The sequence below is a fragment of the Anabaena sp. FACHB-83 genome, from assembly GCF_014697485.1.
GTDB lineage: Bacteria > Cyanobacteriota > Cyanobacteriia > Cyanobacteriales > Nostocaceae > Nostoc_B.
On sequence record NZ_JACJRY010000009.1, the window covers coordinates 40922 to 58537 of the forward strand.

The 17616-nt window shown below is 41.3% G+C and carries 11 protein-coding genes and 1 riboswitch; of the genes, 4 read left to right on the forward strand and 7 right to left on the reverse strand.

Annotation, left to right across the window (positions count from 1 at the left end):
- Positions 1-158: 158 nt before the first annotated feature.
- On the reverse strand, positions 159-2075 hold the full coding sequence (locus tag H6G79_RS13285) for a transketolase (RefSeq protein ID WP_190589376.1): 1917 nt from the start codon (positions 2073-2075) through the stop codon (positions 159-161).
- A 591-nt stretch (positions 2076-2666) separates the two neighbouring features.
- Between H6G79_RS13285 and polA the strand changes: the two genes are divergently transcribed.
- The gene (gene polA / locus H6G79_RS13290; RefSeq protein WP_190589377.1) at positions 2667-5585 is read left to right on the forward strand and encodes a DNA polymerase I; all 2919 of its coding nucleotides are present in this window, start codon (positions 2667-2669) and stop codon (positions 5583-5585) included.
- Positions 5586-5691: 106 nt separating this feature from the next.
- Positions 5692-6648 carry an alpha/beta hydrolase gene (locus tag H6G79_RS13295; protein WP_190589378.1) on the forward strand — a complete coding sequence of 319 codons (957 nt, stop codon included), beginning with the start codon at positions 5692-5694 and terminating at the stop codon, positions 6646-6648.
- A gap of 189 nt (positions 6649-6837) precedes the next feature.
- Here H6G79_RS13295 and H6G79_RS13300 read toward each other — a convergent pair whose 3' ends face one another.
- The 3 genes from H6G79_RS13300 to cofH form a co-directional block, all read right to left on the reverse strand.
- The gene (locus H6G79_RS13300) at positions 6838-8322 is read right to left on the reverse strand and encodes a family 10 glycosylhydrolase (RefSeq protein ID WP_396019798.1); all 1485 of its coding nucleotides are present in this window, start codon (positions 8320-8322) and stop codon (positions 6838-6840) included.
- Between the two features lie 367 nt (positions 8323-8689).
- Positions 8690-9085: a photosystem II protein Psb27 gene (gene psb27 / locus H6G79_RS13305; RefSeq protein WP_190589380.1), complete on the reverse strand. Its 396-nt coding sequence runs from the start codon at positions 9083-9085 to the stop codon at positions 8690-8692.
- Positions 9086-9252: 167 nt separating this feature from the next.
- A complete protein-coding gene (gene cofH / locus H6G79_RS13310) occupies positions 9253-10386 on the reverse strand; it encodes a 7,8-didemethyl-8-hydroxy-5-deazariboflavin synthase subunit CofH (protein WP_190589381.1) in 1134 nt (377 codons plus the stop codon).
- A gap of 488 nt (positions 10387-10874) precedes the next feature.
- Between cofH and H6G79_RS13315 the strand changes: the two genes are divergently transcribed.
- Positions 10875-12110, forward strand: coding sequence for a glycosyltransferase (locus H6G79_RS13315; protein ID WP_190589382.1), 1236 nt, complete (start codon positions 10875-10877; stop codon positions 12108-12110).
- A 194-nt stretch (positions 12111-12304) separates the two neighbouring features.
- The gene (locus H6G79_RS13320) at positions 12305-13978 is read left to right on the forward strand and encodes a glycosyltransferase (RefSeq protein ID WP_190589507.1); all 1674 of its coding nucleotides are present in this window, start codon (positions 12305-12307) and stop codon (positions 13976-13978) included.
- A 221-nt stretch (positions 13979-14199) separates the two neighbouring features.
- Here the strand turns inward: H6G79_RS13320 and H6G79_RS13325 are convergent, their stop codons facing one another.
- From H6G79_RS13325 to H6G79_RS13335, 3 genes are all read right to left on the reverse strand, one after another.
- Positions 14200-14844, reverse strand: coding sequence for a universal stress protein (locus H6G79_RS13325; RefSeq protein WP_190589508.1), 645 nt, complete (start codon positions 14842-14844; stop codon positions 14200-14202).
- 203 nt (positions 14845-15047) lie between these two features.
- Positions 15048-15185, reverse strand: a riboswitch (cyclic di-AMP (ydaO/yuaA leader).
- Positions 15186-15202: 17 nt separating this feature from the next.
- Positions 15203-16039, reverse strand: a complete 837-nt coding sequence (locus H6G79_RS13330) for an ABC transporter ATP-binding protein (RefSeq protein WP_190589509.1) — start codon at positions 16037-16039, stop codon at positions 15203-15205.
- 57 nt (positions 16040-16096) lie between these two features.
- Positions 16097-17539, reverse strand: coding sequence for an ABC transporter substrate-binding protein (locus H6G79_RS13335; RefSeq protein WP_190589383.1), 1443 nt, complete (start codon positions 17537-17539; stop codon positions 16097-16099).
- Between the last annotated feature and the right edge of the window lie 77 nt (positions 17540-17616).

Here is a 17616-nt window from a genome sequence, read left to right on the forward strand (position 1 = left end):
GGGCAGGGGGACAAGGGTGACAAGGGGGACAAGGGAAGGGAGTAATCTTTCTACCTTGTCTACCCCCTCTACCTTGTCTACCCCCTCTACCTTGTCTCCCCCCTCTACCTTGTCTACCCCCTCTCCCTTGTCTCCCCCCTCTCCCTTATCTACCCCCTCTACCTTGTCTCCCCCCTCTCAGCACTCAGCACTCCGTTCACTGGATGTTTGACTAGCGATCGCACTGCGGCAATAATGGCATCAGCATCGATTTTGGCGGCGTGGAGTAGTTCTTCTGGGGTTCCTGATGTGGGCATTTCACTCACGGCTAATTTGATCAGTTGTAGTTGTGGCCCTTCGTAAGTTGGCATTTCCCCAACACCCGCAAAAGCATCCAGCACCACCGCACCTAATCCGCCTTCTAGCCAATGATCCTCGACTACGATTAAGTTACCTTCGGTGTCTTGTGCGGCTTGATGTAGGGTTGGCACATCAACGGGTTTGACTGAGTAAGCATCGATGATGCGGACTGTGATCCCGTCGTTTTTCAGTTGTTCATAAGCTTTGAGGGCTTCATGTAAGGTAATCCCCGCACCGATGATGGTGGCTTGGTCTTGGTCAGAACTGCGGATAACTTTGCTACCACCAATGGGAAATTCTGCTTCCGCATCGTAAATGACGGGTGTAGCTTCGCGGGTTGTACGTAAGTAAACAATACCTTGGCGATCGCTCATTTGCGCTACTAATTTGGCGGTTTGATTTGCATCGCTGGGATACAATACAGTGCTACTCCACACAGCCCGAAACGCCGCTAAATCTTCTAATCCCATTTGGGAAGCGCCATCTTGACCGATAGAGACACCAGCGTGGGAACCCATTAATTTAATGTTGGCACGAGACACAGCCGCCATCCTAATAAAATCGTAGGCGCGGGTTAAAAAGGCGGCAAAGGTAGAAGCAAAGGGTTTATATTTTCTGACTTGCAAACCCACCGCCGCCGCAATCATTTGTTGTTCGGCGATGTACATTTCAAAGTAACGTTCGGGAAAAGCTTCGGCAAAGTCTTCGACATACGTGGAATTACTGACCTCAGCATCAAGGGCAACTACATCTGGTTGAGCATTGCCTAACGCTTTTAAAGCATCGCCATAAGCCCGACGTGTGGCTACTTTTGCGCCTTTTGCATAACGAGGAAGTTGCAGGGGTTGGGGTTTACCCGTAGGAACTGGCTGTTGGGTTTCTGGTCGATGAACTTGGATAATCATCTGACGTTCACCGCCTAATTCGGCAATTGCTTGCTGTTCTTGTTCAGGTTTTAAAACTTTGCCATGCCAACCGCCTAAATCTGCCAAACTAGCCACGCCTTGACCTTTCTTGGTGCGGGCGATAATTACGGTCGGGCGATCATTAACGGCGATCGCGGTATTCATGGCATGATCTATTTGGGTAAAATCATGACCATCAATTTCTATGGCTTGCCAACCAAAGGCTTTCGCACGATGAGAGTATGCTTGTGTATTCCAGCCTAATTCCGTTTGCCCCCGTTGACCCAAGCGGTTGACATCAATAATGGCAATTAAATTATCTAAGGTATAGTGTGCAGCATGGTCAAAGGCTTCCCAAACCGAACCTTCGGCGGTTTCACTATCTCCCAGTAACACCCAGACATGATAGGGAAGTTGGTCAAGATATTTCCCAGCTAACGCTAACCCCACAGAAATCGGTAAGCCTTGCCCCAGAGAACCCGTTGCCACATCCACCCAAGGTAAAATAGGTGTGGGATGACCTTCTAAACGACTACCCAATTTTCGCAGCGATCGCAATTCTTCATCGTTAATCACACCTGCGGCTTTGTACATAGAATATAACAATGGTGCAGCGTGACCTTTAGAAAAAATCAGGCGATCGTTATTCGGATTTTCGGGATGTTCAAAATCGTAGTGCAAATATTTATTCAGTAAAACCGCCATCAAATCCGCGGCCGACATAGATGATGTCGGATGACCAGAACCCGCAATTGTGGTGGCGCGAATGCTATCAACACGCAACTGTTGGGCTAATTCATACCATTGATGCAATTCTTCTTGTGTAGTCATAATTGTTTTCCTAACTTAAAATAATTGCAATTATTTGGATGTTGATAGAAAATTTGGGGTCAGTGATGAGACGAAAATAATTAACCGCCGATGTTTTTTATCAGCAGATACAACCACTATCAATCAATTCACGAATAAGATATGATTGCTATTGTCAAAAATCTCTCTATCTGGGTTTACTTTAGAGAGGAGAATCAAAAAACTCTTCTGACTAAGGGAATAAATAATATTTATATCTAGAAGAAGACTGCAAAAATCACTAGAGTAGTTAGGAGTTATAGCAATCATAAATAAGTCGTGAAAAATATAGATAAGGAAACGAACCGCAAAGGACGCAAAGCTAAGAAAGAAGAAAGAGATATAGCAATTTCACAAATGATTTATGACTGCTAGATTATTCAAATCTATATTAAATTATCCTGTTGGATGAATATTGAAATACTAAAAAAATATGGTGTTACAATCACACAGTAAACGTCAAAAAATAATCAGAAATATCTGCGTCCATCCGCGTTCATCTGCGGTTAAATTTATCCCATAATCCTGACTAACAAACTTCTTAAATTACCCATTATTCGCTACAATATAAATATGTCTGAAAATTCTACTGCCATAACTACAACACGCCCCACATTCATCTTAGTTGATGGACATTCTTTAGCATTTCGTTCTTATTTTGCTTTCGCCAAAGGACGAGATGGTGGACTGCGAACTAAAACCGGGATACCGACGAGTGTGTGCTTTGGCTTTCTCAAATCTTTGCTGGAAGTGATGACAACACAACAGCCACAAGCAATGGCTGTCGCATTTGATTTGGGTTTACCGACTTTCCGCCACGAAGCTGACGACACATACAAAGCCGACCGTCCGGGGACACCAGAAGACTTTGTTCCTGATTTAAAAAATCTGCACGAATTACTCGCAGGCTTGAACCTGAAGATTTTTACTGCACCTGGTTACGAAGCTGATGATGTGTTGGGAACCTTAGCGCAAAAAGCCACGGCGGCTGGTTATAAGGTGAAAATTCTAACAGGCGATCGCGATTTATTTCAACTCATTGACCCAGACAAAGAAATTACCGTTTTAAACTTTAGTCCTGATGCACTCAAACGCGCCACAAATAGCATCACAGAATTTAGTGTAGAACAAGTTAAAGAAAAATTAGGCGTATTACCTACACAAATTGTCGATTATAAAGCTTTGTGTGGTGATAAATCAGATAATATTCCTGGGGTGAAAGGCATAGGTGAAAAAACGGCAGTTCAGCTATTAAATACCTATGGTTCTTTGGAGAATATTTATGCAGCCATAGCGGAAATTAAAGGCGCAACCCAAAAAAAACTTACTGAAGGTCAAGAGGATGCTAAAAAGTCGCAATATTTAGCACAAATAGTCACCGAAGTACCTTTAGAAGTTAACTTAGACAACTGCCAATTAACCGGATTTGACACAAGTAATCTCACTCCTATTTTAGAAAAACTAGAGTTCAATACTTTTTTAAAGAAAATCAACGAAATTCAACAGAAATTTGGTGGTGAAGTTACAGAAACTCCCGCCAATGTAGAAGCATCCAGCATAGATGATGATGGTGATGATTTATCATTTTTCACTGCTGCTGAAACAGCCGCATATCAACAGCAACCAGTTTCAGAAATTCAGCCACGGATAATTAATAGTGAAGCTAAACTGACTGAGTTAGTAAATATATTGCAACAATTTACTGACACTACAAACCCAGTAGCTTGGGACACAGAAACCAGCGATTTAGAACCACGAGATGCAGCTTTAGTCGGAATTGGTTGTTGTTGGGGAACGCAACCAGATGAATCAGCATATATTCCCCTGGCGCATAAAAACGGGGAAAATTTACATCCAGAAACAGCACTTGCAGCACTACGTCCAATTTTAGAAAGTGCTAATTATCCGAAGACATTCCAAAATGGTAAATTTGACCGCTTAGTATTTCGCTGTCAAGGAATTAACTTAGCTGGCATTGTCTTTGACACTATGCTGGCTAGTTATGTTTTAAATCCCGATACTAGCCATAATTTAACTGATTTGGCTTTACGATATTTAGGTTTATCTATTCAAAATTATGCCGAATTAGTTCCTAAAGGTAAAACCATTGCTGACTTAGGTATTTCGGCTGTCGCCAATTATTGTTGTTTCCAAGTTTATGCTACATGGCAATTAGTAGAAAAATTGCGCGAAGAACTAGATAAATTTCCAGCCTTATCAAAATTATTACTAGAAGTAGAACAGCCATTAGAAGCCGTTCTCGCAGAGATGGAATACACAGGTGTCAGCATTGATTCTGCTTATCTGCAAGAACTTTCACAACAGTTAGAAATCGATTTAGCTAAGTTAGAAGCACAAGCAACAGAAATAGCTGGCGAAAAATTTAATTTAGGTTCTCCAAAACAGTTGAGCCAAATATTATTTGAAAAGTTAGGATTAAGTACTAAATATTCTCGTAAAATTCAAACTGGCTATTCTACCGATGCTGCAACTTTAGAAAAGCTATTAGAAGTTGATAACACTGGTTTTGTAGAATCGATAATTGAGTATCGCACATTATCTAAATTAAAATCTACTTATGTAGACGCTTTACCTGCGTTGGTACGTCAAGATACTCAACGTGTGCATACGGATTTTAACCAAGCCGCCACATCAACTGGTAGGTTATCTTCTTCCAACCCAAATTTACAAAATATCCCCATTAGAACTGCTTTTAGTCGGCAAATTCGCAAAGCATTTTTACCAGAAAAAAATTACTTGATGGTTGCTGCTGACTACTCACAAATTGAGTTGAGAATCTTAGCACATTTGAGTCAAGAACCATTGTTAGTGAAAGCATATCAACAAAATGAAGATATTCACACAGTTACAGCACGATTGGTATTTGAAAAAGAAGATGTTTCCGCAGATGAAAGACGAATAGCCAAGACAATTAACTTTGGTGTAATTTATGGTATGGGTTCGCTGAAATTCTCACGTTCTACGGGAATAGATAAGAATGTTGCCAATGAATTTATTAAGCGATTTAACGAACGTTATGCTAAAGTATTTGCATATTTAGAGAGCGTGAAAAAACAAGCGATCGCACAAGGTTATGTTGAAACTATCCTCGGTAGGCGGCGTTATTTTGATTTCCAAACCAACAGCTTACGCAAGTTAAAAAATACTAATCCCGCAGATATTGATTTGAGTAAATTAAAAAATATAGGTGCTTTTGATGCTGGCTTGCTGCGTTCTGCTGCCAACGCACCCATTCAAGGCTCTAGTGCTGATATTATCAAAATTGCAATGGTGAGATTGCATGAAATTTTAAAACAATATCAAGCACGTTTATTATTGCAAGTTCACGACGAATTAGTGTTTGAAGTTCCGCCTCACGAATGGGAAGAATTACAACCACAAATTAAATCAGTGATGGAAGATGCTGTAACTTTAACTGTGCCATTACTGGTAGAAGTTCGCGCCGGGGATAATTGGATGGAGACGAAGTAAACTTCCCATAAGACTACACAAATAAAGCCAGCCTAGCCTATCCGATGTTTTGAGACTTTGTATGCAAGAGCAAGTATGATAGATTATTTCATACTTCATACTTCTAATGGATACCATTAATTTTGATGGTGTAAATGGGCATCGCCACTGGTTTTATGAACCTTATGTTTACACTGGTGTGGCTGACATTGATGAACGATTAAGTGGTTTTCCTGTCGCTGTTTTTTTACCACAGCACCAGCCTACACAAGACACACCCTTAGTAATTGGTTTGCAGGGGATGTGTGCGCCTTATGGTTGGAATGCTTTTATTGTGCCGACATTAACACAAATGGGTATAGCTGTGGCTTTATTTGATACACCTTTTGCGGGTGAACGTAGCTTAGTACGTACATTTACAGCTGTAGTGCAGAACGAAATTAAGCCATTAATTGACCGAGGTATTGCCTTTGATACAGCATTACTTTTATCTATATTTCGCAGTACTGCCCAGGATATTACTAGAATACGAGATTTTTGCTGCGATCGCTATAATCTGAGTCAGACAAAATTGGCATTATTTGGAGTTAGCATGGGAGTCTTGCTATCTGCATATACCTTTACAGCACATAGCTTGGGAGATAGACTACTAGGCACTATTGGTCATGCTGATCTGCCATCATTTGCTAAAAGTTGGGGATATGGTTTTTTACCTGATTTAGCAGCTTCACCCCTTGGTAATTTAGCAGAAATATTCTTAAAAAAATTCCAGCCGGATTTACAACCTGTAGTGCAGCTTTTACAATTAGCTAAACATCTCAAATATCAAGATAAATATACTTGGGAATGTAACCCGATGAACTATGTTCAACACGTCGAACTTCCCCGAAGAGTGCGTTTTTTAATTGGCGCGAATGATCCAATTGTTAATATTAAAGATACTCGTGCTTGCGCTCAAAAATTTCCCGATGGTGCTTATTATGTGGTTCCAGGAATGGGACATGGAACCAGACAACAAGGGCTAACATTTGTGGATCATGTACGTTATTTTCTCGCTACCCAGTTGAGCGACTGGCAAAGATAGAAAAGAATTGACTGAAGAAGCAGGGGGAAGGTGATACAGATATGCAATCAGCGCCTCGACTTCTCCTGACGGAGACGCTGCGCGAACGCTCGGCGAACAGTAACAGATATGTAGAGGAAGTGATTTGTAACAGTATTTCGTGAATTGGTATAAGACTTTTCCTCCTGCCTCCTGCCTTCTGCTATATGATTAACGCAGGCGGCAGAATTTGCGATCGCTATCATTTTCTGGGTATTGCCAAGAATAGGCAAAATGGCTCACACCTGCGAGTTGCGGTGCATATTTGCGTAATGCTTGCATTTGGGCTTCTAGGGATGGGCGCGTGCTGGTTGATTGTCCCCATGCACCGGCTAAGGCGGGAATAATTTTTGTCCCCGGTTTAGCAGCACTAATCACCCGTTGCACTTGGTCGGCAATACAGCTAACATCACTACAAGTTGCATAAGCCATCGCGTGCCATTGCAAGTTACTGGGAAATCTATCCCAAGGTTGCAAGCGGGAATCATAGCCTTGTCCCACCATTTGGTTGCCATCTGGGAAAAACACTACTCCGGCGGGAATGCCTAGCTGCTGTACTGGGTAACTGGCTAAAGCAACAAAATCTAAGATACCTTGCATAGCATGGGCAACCATTAACTGCCAGAGTTCAACTTGCAAAGTCGGCTGTCTGTTGGTTGCTGGTAACAGGGCTTTGTCTTGTGGTGGCGGAACGCGCCCTTGCCACATCGGTTCCCCTTCTTGGGGATACAGTTTATCCACTTCATCAATATCGCCGGCGGTGACATATCCCTTACTCAAGAACCGCCGCATCAAATCCAATCCTTTAGTATTCAACGCCCGCTTAAATAAAGCTTCTTGCGTAGCTGGGGTAAATAGCCATAAATCAGTGACTTTTGTAGCGATGGAATCAGTACCGGCTTGTCTGGGATAACGCACATAATCAAACAGCAAACCATCCGGGCGACGGCGTAGTACTTGCTGTACCATCTGGAAGTAATCGCGCTTGGCTTGCATATTGTAGGGGTCGATAAATACCTGGGAACCGTTATCTACAACATATAAACTCGTTTGCCCTTTGCCATTCCGAGCGATCGCAGGTTCTCGATCTGGTATTTTGGCGTAGTTATAGCCGAAATTCGCGGTATACATCCACGAATAAACCTTCAAACCCCGTTCTCGCCCTTTTTGAATTGCTAAAGCCAGTAAATCAATCTTTTCCGTCCCTGGAGTCCGTATTACAGAAGGCCAAACTGTGGGATTATCGGCGGCTGGTAATAATACCTGCCCATCATAAAAGGTTTCTACATAAATTTGGTTATAGCCACGGTTGACCATCCGATCCATAATTTGGTCAATTATCCCTGGTTGAATGTCGCAGGGATATAAACGCACCCAAACAGCTTGAATTTTAGGCCAAGTACGACTGCGGCATTTTTGTACATCTTGGGCGTGTTGGCGTACTAGCTTTTGATACTGGCTTTGGGCATCGCGATCGCCTTTGAGTGCCGACAAACGCAATTTTTCCTTTGTTTGGGCGGCTGTGTTTGATAACTTGCAATCTTGGTTAACTTGTGCTTGTGCTGGTTGGCTGATCAAGTTAGGTAGCAAAAGACTACTACTAAAAACCACAACCCACAAACGTTGCCATAATAATTTTGCAGAACGGTGAGATATACCGACAAGGTAGATGTACAAATTCACGGGCATTGACGATTAAGGTGTATCAATTGTTATAGCAAGAGGTATAGGGTGAAAGTATTAGTATTTCTAGCGTTGACGCTCGGAAAATCCTCTTTCATTTAAATACAGCTATTGCATCTAGGAATTACGCAATTACACGAAAAATTAAAAGTTTGGAGGTATAGGGATTCAAGGGTGTAAGTGTTCAAAACCCTTACACCCCATACCCTACACCCATTCTTCACAAACAATCTTTGTGCGTCAGCCCTAACAGATATACCTGTGTCAAAATAAATAAATCAAGAGTCCAAAGTCATAACTCTGGACTCTTGAATCTGAAAAAATATCACTAGAGGAATAGTTAAGCACCACGCTTGAGTGCAGATTCTACTTGCTGAAACTCCTGTTCTAGACGATTTTTCAGTTTTTGCGGAACTGGACGGTTTGGGTAAGAACTGTAGTGTCCCGCAAGAGAGTTAAGGGCGGTACGCATGGTTGTAAAAGAACTTAAACCAGAAATTGAACCAGCGCGTTGATAGCGGGCTGAGAAATCGTTAATTTTTTGCCGCGCATCTGCTTGAAGTGCGGCTTTATCTGGTGAATCGTCAGTTACTTCTAGGGCTTTTCTCAGGGTACTGACTACAGCCAATGTGTCTTGGCGATAATCCCCAGTTAAGGTATCAGGGCTAGAACAACCGATTAAGCCAATAGCTAAAACTAACACCAAAGCAAGCAGACGCGACCAATAGCGTTTCATAAGCATTATTTGAAACTACACATAAATCATCGTCCATCCTATCTTGGAATGGTATCTAGGGGATCAGGAGAAGCATGAAGGATAAAATCAGCAACAAATTTTATCAAAACAGTATTCAGGAATCAGTATTCCGCATTCCTCCTGACTCCTGACTTCTGAGTTCTTTTTCACACTTTTTGATACAAAGTATCTCTTTGTTGATAAGGTCTTCCTAAAGATGCGATCGCAGTTTGTAAGGTGTCCACTTCCATACAAGTACCGCCCACAGCACCAGCCATTGTGGTGATATGTTCTTCCATCAATGTGCCACCAATATCGTTACAACCCCAAACTAAGGCTGCTTTTGCCCCAGCTAACCCCAACTTTACCCAACTGGGCTGATGGTTAGGAATCCAATTACCCAAGTAAATTCGGGCGACTGCGCCTAATAATAAAGCATCCGCTAAAACTGGTTGATCACGTCCTACCCGACGGCGTAAAGATTTTGGTGCTTCTTGACCAACAAAGGGTAATAAGATAAATTCTGTGATGCGGGCTGGATAGCCGTGATTGATGGCTGTTTGTTGGAGCGATCGCAATTTTTCTAAATGCCCAATTTGTTGTTCTGGGGTTTCGATATGCCCCGATAACATGGTACTCGTGGTAGATAAACCCAATTTATGGGCTGTGGAGATAATTTCTAACCAAGTCTCTGTGTTAATTTTTTCAGGACACAACACTTTTCGCACTTCATCATCCAACACCTCAGCCGCCGTTCCTGGTATCGAACCAACGCCAGCATCCCGCAAAGCTGCAATCACCGTTGCATAATCCAGCCCATCAATTCTGGCAATAAACTGTACCTCTTGGGGCGAAAAGGCGTGTAAATGAATTTGGGGAAATTCCTGTTTAATCGTTGCAACTAACTTCAGGTAATAAGGCAAAGATTTACCGTTAATCTGCGCTTCGGGGTTTAATCCACCCTGCATACAAATTTCCGTTGCCCCCCGCTTAACCGCATCTTGGGACTTTTCTAAAATTTGCCCCCAATCTAACCAATAAGCACCAACATCATCGGCATCGCGGCGGAAAGCACAAAAACTACAATGCTGTTCACAAATGTTAGTAAAATTAATATTACGGTTAATTACATAAGTAATAGTATCGCCTACCTGATTGTAGCGGAGTTGATCGGCTGTGTGGCGAATTGCCGCGATCGCTTCCGAATCAGTTTGCTTTAACAACAATACTCCCTCTTCAGGAGATAAATCGTACCCCATTAAGGCACGCTCAAGAATGTTTGCAACAGAAGTGTTGATCACAATTAATAACTAAAACTGTATTGTTTTTATTGACATTATCTAGCGAAAATCTAGGGCTTTGTATGGAGATTTTTATTTATACATCAGAAATCTAAGATTTATTACTTAAGAAAATTTGCTATTCGTAAAAATACTTATCAAAAAATATTTGATGTTTTTTAATATAAAATTCCGTATTTTTACGGAAACATTTTTTTAATGCTTCAGATAAACTCTATTAGCTCCTGAGTTATTACTTACTTATTTTTACATAGTAGTACTAATTCTGTAATTACCTAATTATTGCACCTACTCGTTAGGTGCATTTGTTTTATAAGTAATCTGACTTATGTAATGTTCGGAAGGAGAGAGCAGGATCAACTATGTGCTAATCTAGCGACTTGAGCCAATTTCTGATTATCAGTACATTTGAGGAAAAATAAACTATGTAAAGAAATATAAAATAGGTTAGCAATCTGATTTTCTCTTTCCCTCCGTAATTTAGCTCTATGAGAAACAGCCCAAGCAATACATTATTAACAGTGCCATCTGGTGGTTTGCATATTCCAGAATTTCCACCTCCCCATCTCACAACAGATAAAACAAACCTTTATTTTTCGCTGATCATTCCTACTTATAAAGAACGTGACAACATCGTTAGGCTCATCAAGATTCTGAGTGAACTGCTAGAGGAAGTTATTCCAGAAGATTATGAGTTAATTGTGGTAGATGATGATAGTCCTGATCGCACTTGGGAAGTTGCACAATCGATGATGGCAGAATATCCCAATTTGCGGGTGATGCGTCGCCAACAAGAACGGGGATTATCTTCAGCAGTTATTCGGGGTTGGCAAGTTGCGAAGGGAAGTGTGTTAGGAGTGATTGATGGGGATTTGCAACATCCGCCAGAAGTTTTGGCACAGTTGTTACATAGTATTGAACAAGGTGCAGACTTGGCGGTTGCTAGTCGTCATGTAGACGGTGGTGGGGTAAGCCGTTGGAGTGCGGTGAGACGTTTTTTATCTCGTGGCGCTCAAGTTTTGGGTTTGATTTTCTTACCAGGGGTATTAGGAAGAGTTTCTGACCCCATGAGTGGTTATTTTATGGTGCGTCGCCGTTGTATTGCAGGGGTACAACTGAATCCTGTCGGCTACAAAATTCTCTTAGAGGTCATTGCGAGGGGAAACGTAGCAGAAATAGCTGAGGTGGGTTATGTATTCTGTGAGCGCAAACAAGGTGAGAGCAAAGTAACTTGGAAACAGTATGTAGAATACTTACACCATCTATTGCGCTTAAGGTTGACTACAAAACAGGTAGGACAAAAATCTGCTTTTCCCATTGGTCGATTTCTCCGCTTTGGCTTGGTGGGGCTAAGTGGTGTATTTGTGGATATGGCAATTCTTTATTTATTGAGTGACCCATCAACTTTAGCTTTACCGTTGACACGGAGTAAAATCATTGCTAGTGAGATTGCGATTTTCAACAATTTTTTGTGGAATGACGCTTGGACATTTGCCGATGTATCGATGCAGCAGCAAGAATGGCATCATCGTGCAAAGAGATTTTTAAAATTTAATTTGGTATGCTTGGCGGGATTGCTCATCAACGTTGTGGTGTTAAATTTGGTGTTTAATTTTGTGATACCCAATCGTTATATTGCAAACTTGATTGCGATCGCAGTTGCGACTGTTTGGAATTTTTGGGTGAACTTGAAACTGAGTTGGCGCGTAACTGATGTGAAATGAGGGAGTTTGTTGGGAAGGAAGACAAGGGAGAAATCTAAAATGAACTTAAATTTACAAATCAAGTCAGAATAGCAAAGAGTTGACTTGTAAATGGCGCGGCTATGAAAGTTTTGTTTTGGAGTGCATCGAAGTTTTACAAAAATGCGATCCTGTTGTTATCTACCTTTGCTAACCGCCGCGTTACCCCACAAACCATGTCGGGACATTGGCATTTTGTAACTAATACTCGCTGGTTTCATCCGTTGCTGTTACTGCTGTGGTTTTTGATTGGTCTGGGTTTGCGGTTAACTAATTTAACAGCTAAACCACCTTGGACTGATGAATTTTCGACTTTAGTGTTTAGCTTGGGGAATAGTTTTTTACCAGTACCCTTAGACCAAGCGATCGCACCTGATATTTTATTACAACCATTACAACCCCAAGCAAGTGACACTGTACAAGATGTTTGGGCGCACTTGAGCCACGAAACTAATCATCCGCCACTATATTTTTTCTTGGCTCATTGGTGGATGCAGTTATTTCCGACACAACAAGGTCTAGTTTCATTATGGGGGGCGCGATCGCTGGCGGCAATCTTTGGTGCTGCCTCAATTCCCGCTATATATGGTTTAGGATGGCTAACTTTTCGCTCTCGCTTGATTGCACATATCGCTGCTGCCATTATGGCGGTATCACCCTACGCAATTTTTTTAGCCCAAGAAGCACGTCATTACACTTTAGCAATTTTGTGGGTAATTGCATCTTTGGCTTGTTTAATTGTTGCGACACGCCACATTCAAAATCGTACACCGTTACCCATCACCACAGCACTAGCTTGGGTAGTAATTAATGCTTTCGGAATTGCGACACATTACTTTTTTGTTCTTACCCTTGGTAGTGAAGCTTTAGTCTTACTTTTTCTCGGTTGGCGACAACGTAATTTTATCTCTCCACCTTGGCGGCGAATTTATGCGGTTGCTGCTGGTACTGCTGTTTCCGGGATAGTTTGGGTACCTATATTTTTGCAGAATAACTATGGCGATAAATTAACCGATTGGATACAACAACCGCGCCAAGGTTTGGAGTGGTTAAACCCATTTTTTCAAGCCTTTGCTGCTTGGGTGACAATGCTTTTTTTATTGCCAATTGAATCACCGCAACTAGCAATTATTTTAATTTCTGGTTTAGTAATGTTGATTTTCTTTATTTGGTTTTTACCAATATTGATTCGGGGAATCAAAGTGCAATTACAACAACCAGAAACTCAAGTTATTTGGGGGATTATTTTAGCTGCGATCGCTTTATTTTTTGTTTTCACTTATTTCCTAGGAATTGATTTAACTAGAGGCGCACGTTATAACTTTGTTTATTTTCCGGCTGTCATCCTTTTACTCGGAGCAAGTTTAGCAGTGCGTTGGCAAACTCAGCAAAACAATTATAAAATAACAGGTCAACAAGCCATAGCGATAATTTGGCTCATGGGGTTTTGTAGCGCGGTAACGGTAATTTGTAATTTGGGATATCAAAAATACTATCGTCCTGATTTATTTTTACAACTCATCAGCCAAACATCCCAAGTTCCGGTGGTAATTGCCACTACTCAAATTACTCATGTCCAAATAGGTGAAATGATGGGTGTTGCCAGAGAATGGAAACTTCAAAATCAACCCTCACCATCACTACAATTTATTCTTGCTCATCAAGACCAAGACCCAAATAAATCTACAAACACCCTCAATAATATTTTAAAATCTCTACCTAAACCTTTTGATTTATGGTTAGTAAATTTTCATGCACCCATAGCAGCAGAAACCGAAAAATGTCTTGCTGAAACTAAATCTTTACCAGCAGTTAACGGCTATGAATACAAAATCTATCATTGTGAATAGTCAAAAGCTGAAGATGCCATTTACCTGTTCATCAGACGAATCAATGAGTTCTAAATCATAGCTTCACTTAACTCGATGTACAAGTCATAATCCTGACTCAAACGCCGAAATTGTTTCCCAAATCGCTCATCAGCTTTAAAGTATAAGTGGCTTGCATTAAATAAGAATTCAGAAGTCAGAATTCTGGCTCCTGAATTCTAGTTTGTTATTTCATACAGTACTTATTCATCAATGCCATTAGGTACGCCTAAAATCGCACAAGGAAAATTAAAACCTAGCGCCTGAATCATCTTATGATTAATAGATTTACACCCCAGCAATAAAACATCAGCCGCTTCTATTTTCACAACTTTTGTCAATTCTGTAGCAACGTTACCAAAGCGTAAATGCGATTTAAAAGAACCCTGCCATTCTTCGGCTAAACTACGTGCTTGCCAAAGAATTTTATCAGCTTGTTCTAGATGAGTAATAGTTTGTGCTTGTAAAGGCTGGGCGATACCTTTAATTTTTGGTTGAGTTAAGACCGAGGTTGCAGATTGGGACATATTACTAACTCCACATTCGCAGGGAGTTAGATAATCTGCCCAATTCACTTTATCTAAAGACTTTTCACTCTGATTTTGTTCTACTACATAAACAGCTTGGACTATAACTTGCTGATTTGTGGCTAAACGTGTTTGATGAGCAATCCAAAAAGCAATGTCTAGTGCTGTGTGACTATGAGGTGAAGCGTCATAACCAACAATTAAATTGATGGCTTTAGCTATGGGAGAATTTGTCAAATTACTGCTTTTTGGCTCTGGTATTAACACCATTTGCTCAACTAAATCATCTCTACCTATGGCGCTTTGCAAGCGCACTAACATTGGCTTAATGTTCACAGTTTAACTTCTCCTAAAGCAAATGAATTAACAATGAGAAGCAGGGTGAATGAAGTATGAAGTATGAAGTGTGAAGCATGAAATTTTCAGTAGTAATTTCATCCTTGAGACTTGATTCTTCAGGATTCATTTTTATCCTTTATTTCAAGAAACCCCAATAATAACTGTTATTACAGCCAAATTTTTGGGAGTTCCCTCCATTGCCGACGGAGTTAGCTGACGGGCTAAGACTGGAAGGTGTCTTTCTGAAAGATTAGCCCCATATATATGGTTCCTCCGTTTCAAATCACGATTGTGGATGGATTTGAATTAGGCGACCCGCTAAAAGAAATAATAAACTAATTTACTCATTTTGGGTGAAGTATCTATCAAGAAAGTTCAAGGCATAATTACGCAATTCAAAATATTCTTGGGAATTCCGCATAGCAGCGCGATCGCGGGGATGATCGAAAGGTACTTCTAAAATTTCCCCAATATTAGCGGCTGGGCCATTAGTCATTAAGACGATGCGATCACTCATATAAATAGCCTCATCAACATCGTGAGTAATCATCATCACGGCTTGGCGGTTGTTTTCCCAAATATCTAATACCTGCCGTTGTAATTTTCCTCTAGTTAATGCGTCTAATGCCCCAAAAGGTTCATCCATCAGCAACATTTTCGGACGAATTGCTAAAGCCCTGGCAATACCTACCCTTTGTTTCATACCTCCAGAGATTTCATCAGGATACTTATCTGCTGCCGGGGTTAAGTTTACCATTGCCAAGTGTTCGTTAACAATGCTAATTTTTTCAGCGCGAGTTGCATTTTTTAACACTTCATCTACGGCTAAACGGATGTTTTCTCTAACAGTTAACCAAGGTAATAAGGAGTAGTTTTGAAAGACCATCATCCTTTCTGCACCTGGCTTGCGGATTTCTTTGCCATCTAGTCGCACTGACCCTGAAGTTGCTGTTTCTAACCCGGCAACAATTTTTAACAAAGTCGATTTACCACAACCAGAATGACCAATTACCGAAATAAATTCATCTTCACCAATGCTGAGATTGACACTATCCAAAACCACAAAATTACCTTTATCTGGTGTCGGATATGACTTGACTAAATTTTCAATTTCTAAGAAGTTATTACGAGACATAACTTGCTGTTCAGTATCGATGGAAGTGGGTGTATATTTCATCATCACAGGCTCCGCTAAAATTTGAACTATTTGTTAGTCAATGTTGAGAATTAATACCTAAGACATAAAAAAACGTACTGGAGATTTAGCCCGAATTTCAAAACTTTTGAGATAGCCTACAGGGTCACTAGGGTCGAAGGGTTTTTTGTCAATAAATACTTCTGCTGCTTCAACTTTGTAATCGTCTTTAGGGCATTCAATACCCATTTCTGCGGCTATTTCTCGATATAAATCTGTTCTCCAACCTTTTTCGGCTAATTCTTCAGCATTTTTAGGAAATTCATGAATTTGTCCCCATCTGGCGGCTTGGGTCATTAACCAAATACTTCTTGAACACCACATAAATGTTGAGTGTTCATTTGGCTGTTTGGGCAAGTTGTCGGGAATATCGTAAAAGATGGTAGTGTCAGCAGCTTTGATGGTGCGGTCTTTGCCATCAAAGCCACCATAGTTGTAACTTCCTAAAATACCTGGGGCTGTAAATTTGGTAAGTGGTGCGCCCTGTTTTTTCGGTCTCGCACCTGTAAAGGAACGTTCGGTAAGTAATTCGGCGACTTCTTGGCGATTTTCTGGTTTACTGCAATATTGGCAAGCTTCAATCATCGCCTTCACCAGAGAACGATAAGTTTTGGGATATTTGTCGATGAAGGGTTCCATCACACCTAATAATCTATCTGGGTGTCCTAACCAAACTTCTTTGCCTTGAGCGAAGGTAAAGCCAACACCTTCATTACCTGCAATTGCTCTAGTATTCCAAGGTTCAGCTACCATGTAAGCTTGCATTGCCCCAATTCGCACGTTCGTCACCATCTGGGGAGGCGGGACGATGATGACGCGAAATTCTTTGAGAGGATCAACACCAGCCGCCGCAGATATATAACGCACGAAGTATTCGTAAATCGCGGAACTCAGAACTACTGCCCAAACTCGATTTTCTGGTGGTTGTTTATCAAAGTAGGCGCGGAAATCTTTACCAAAGGCTTCTAATGCGCCGTCGCCATATTGTTGTTGATATTCGTACCACGGACGTAAGCCAAAATCCCACATAGCTTTGTTCATCGTCATGGCGTTACCGTGGCGATGAATGGTCATAGCTGCACACAAGGGTGCGTGACGTGCTCCTTCTGCCCCAATTCTGGCATTGGTGACAGCCCCCGATACAACAGGGGAAGCATCTAAACGACCAAAAATTAAACCATCACGGGAAGTTGCCCAACTGGCTTCGCGGTTGAGTTTGACGTTTAAACCATACTTGCGAAAGAAACCTTTTTTCCAGGCGATCGCAAATGGCGCACAATCATTAACAGGAACGTAACCAACGGTAATATCCGGTTTTTCTAAGTCTTGAGGTCTGACTACGGGTTTGATGGCTAAGGCTTCTTCTGTCAGTCCTTTTGCTGACCTATCTCCCGAAATTCCACAGGATGACAAGGCAATTCCGGCTGTTGTTGTGCCAATTCCTAATAAAAAATATCTTCTAGTCCAGTTATTATCGCCCATTTTTATAGCTCCATATCGTGTTTTTGATGGGCTGCGAGATCCCCGACTTCTTTAAGAAGTCGGGGATCTGACCACCT

Bases quoted from the DNA above. Each gene is read 5' to 3' on its own strand.
- H6G79_RS13295 (WP_190589378.1), top strand. From the start codon at position 5,692: ATGGATACCATTAATTTTGATGGTGTAAATGGGCATCGCCACTGGTTT.
- H6G79_RS13315 (WP_190589382.1), top strand. From the start codon at position 10,875: ATGAGAAACAGCCCAAGCAATACATTATTAACAGTGCCATCTGGTGGT.
- H6G79_RS13330 (WP_190589509.1), bottom strand. From the start codon at position 16,039: ATGAAATATACACCCACTTCCATCGATACTGAACAGCAAGTTATGTCT.
- H6G79_RS13320 (WP_190589507.1), top strand. From the start codon at position 12,305: ATGTCGGGACATTGGCATTTTGTAACTAATACTCGCTGGTTTCATCCG.
- polA (WP_190589377.1), top strand. From the start codon at position 2,667: ATGTCTGAAAATTCTACTGCCATAACTACAACACGCCCCACATTCATC.
- psb27 (WP_190589380.1), bottom strand. From the start codon at position 9,085: ATGAAACGCTATTGGTCGCGTCTGCTTGCTTTGGTGTTAGTTTTAGCT.
- H6G79_RS13335 (WP_190589383.1), bottom strand. From the start codon at position 17,539: ATGGGCGATAATAACTGGACTAGAAGATATTTTTTATTAGGAATTGGC.
- H6G79_RS13325 (WP_190589508.1), bottom strand. From the start codon at position 14,844: ATGTTAGTGCGCTTGCAAAGCGCCATAGGTAGAGATGATTTAGTTGAG.
- H6G79_RS13285 (WP_190589376.1), bottom strand. From the start codon at position 2,075: ATGACTACACAAGAAGAATTGCATCAATGGTATGAATTAGCCCAACAG.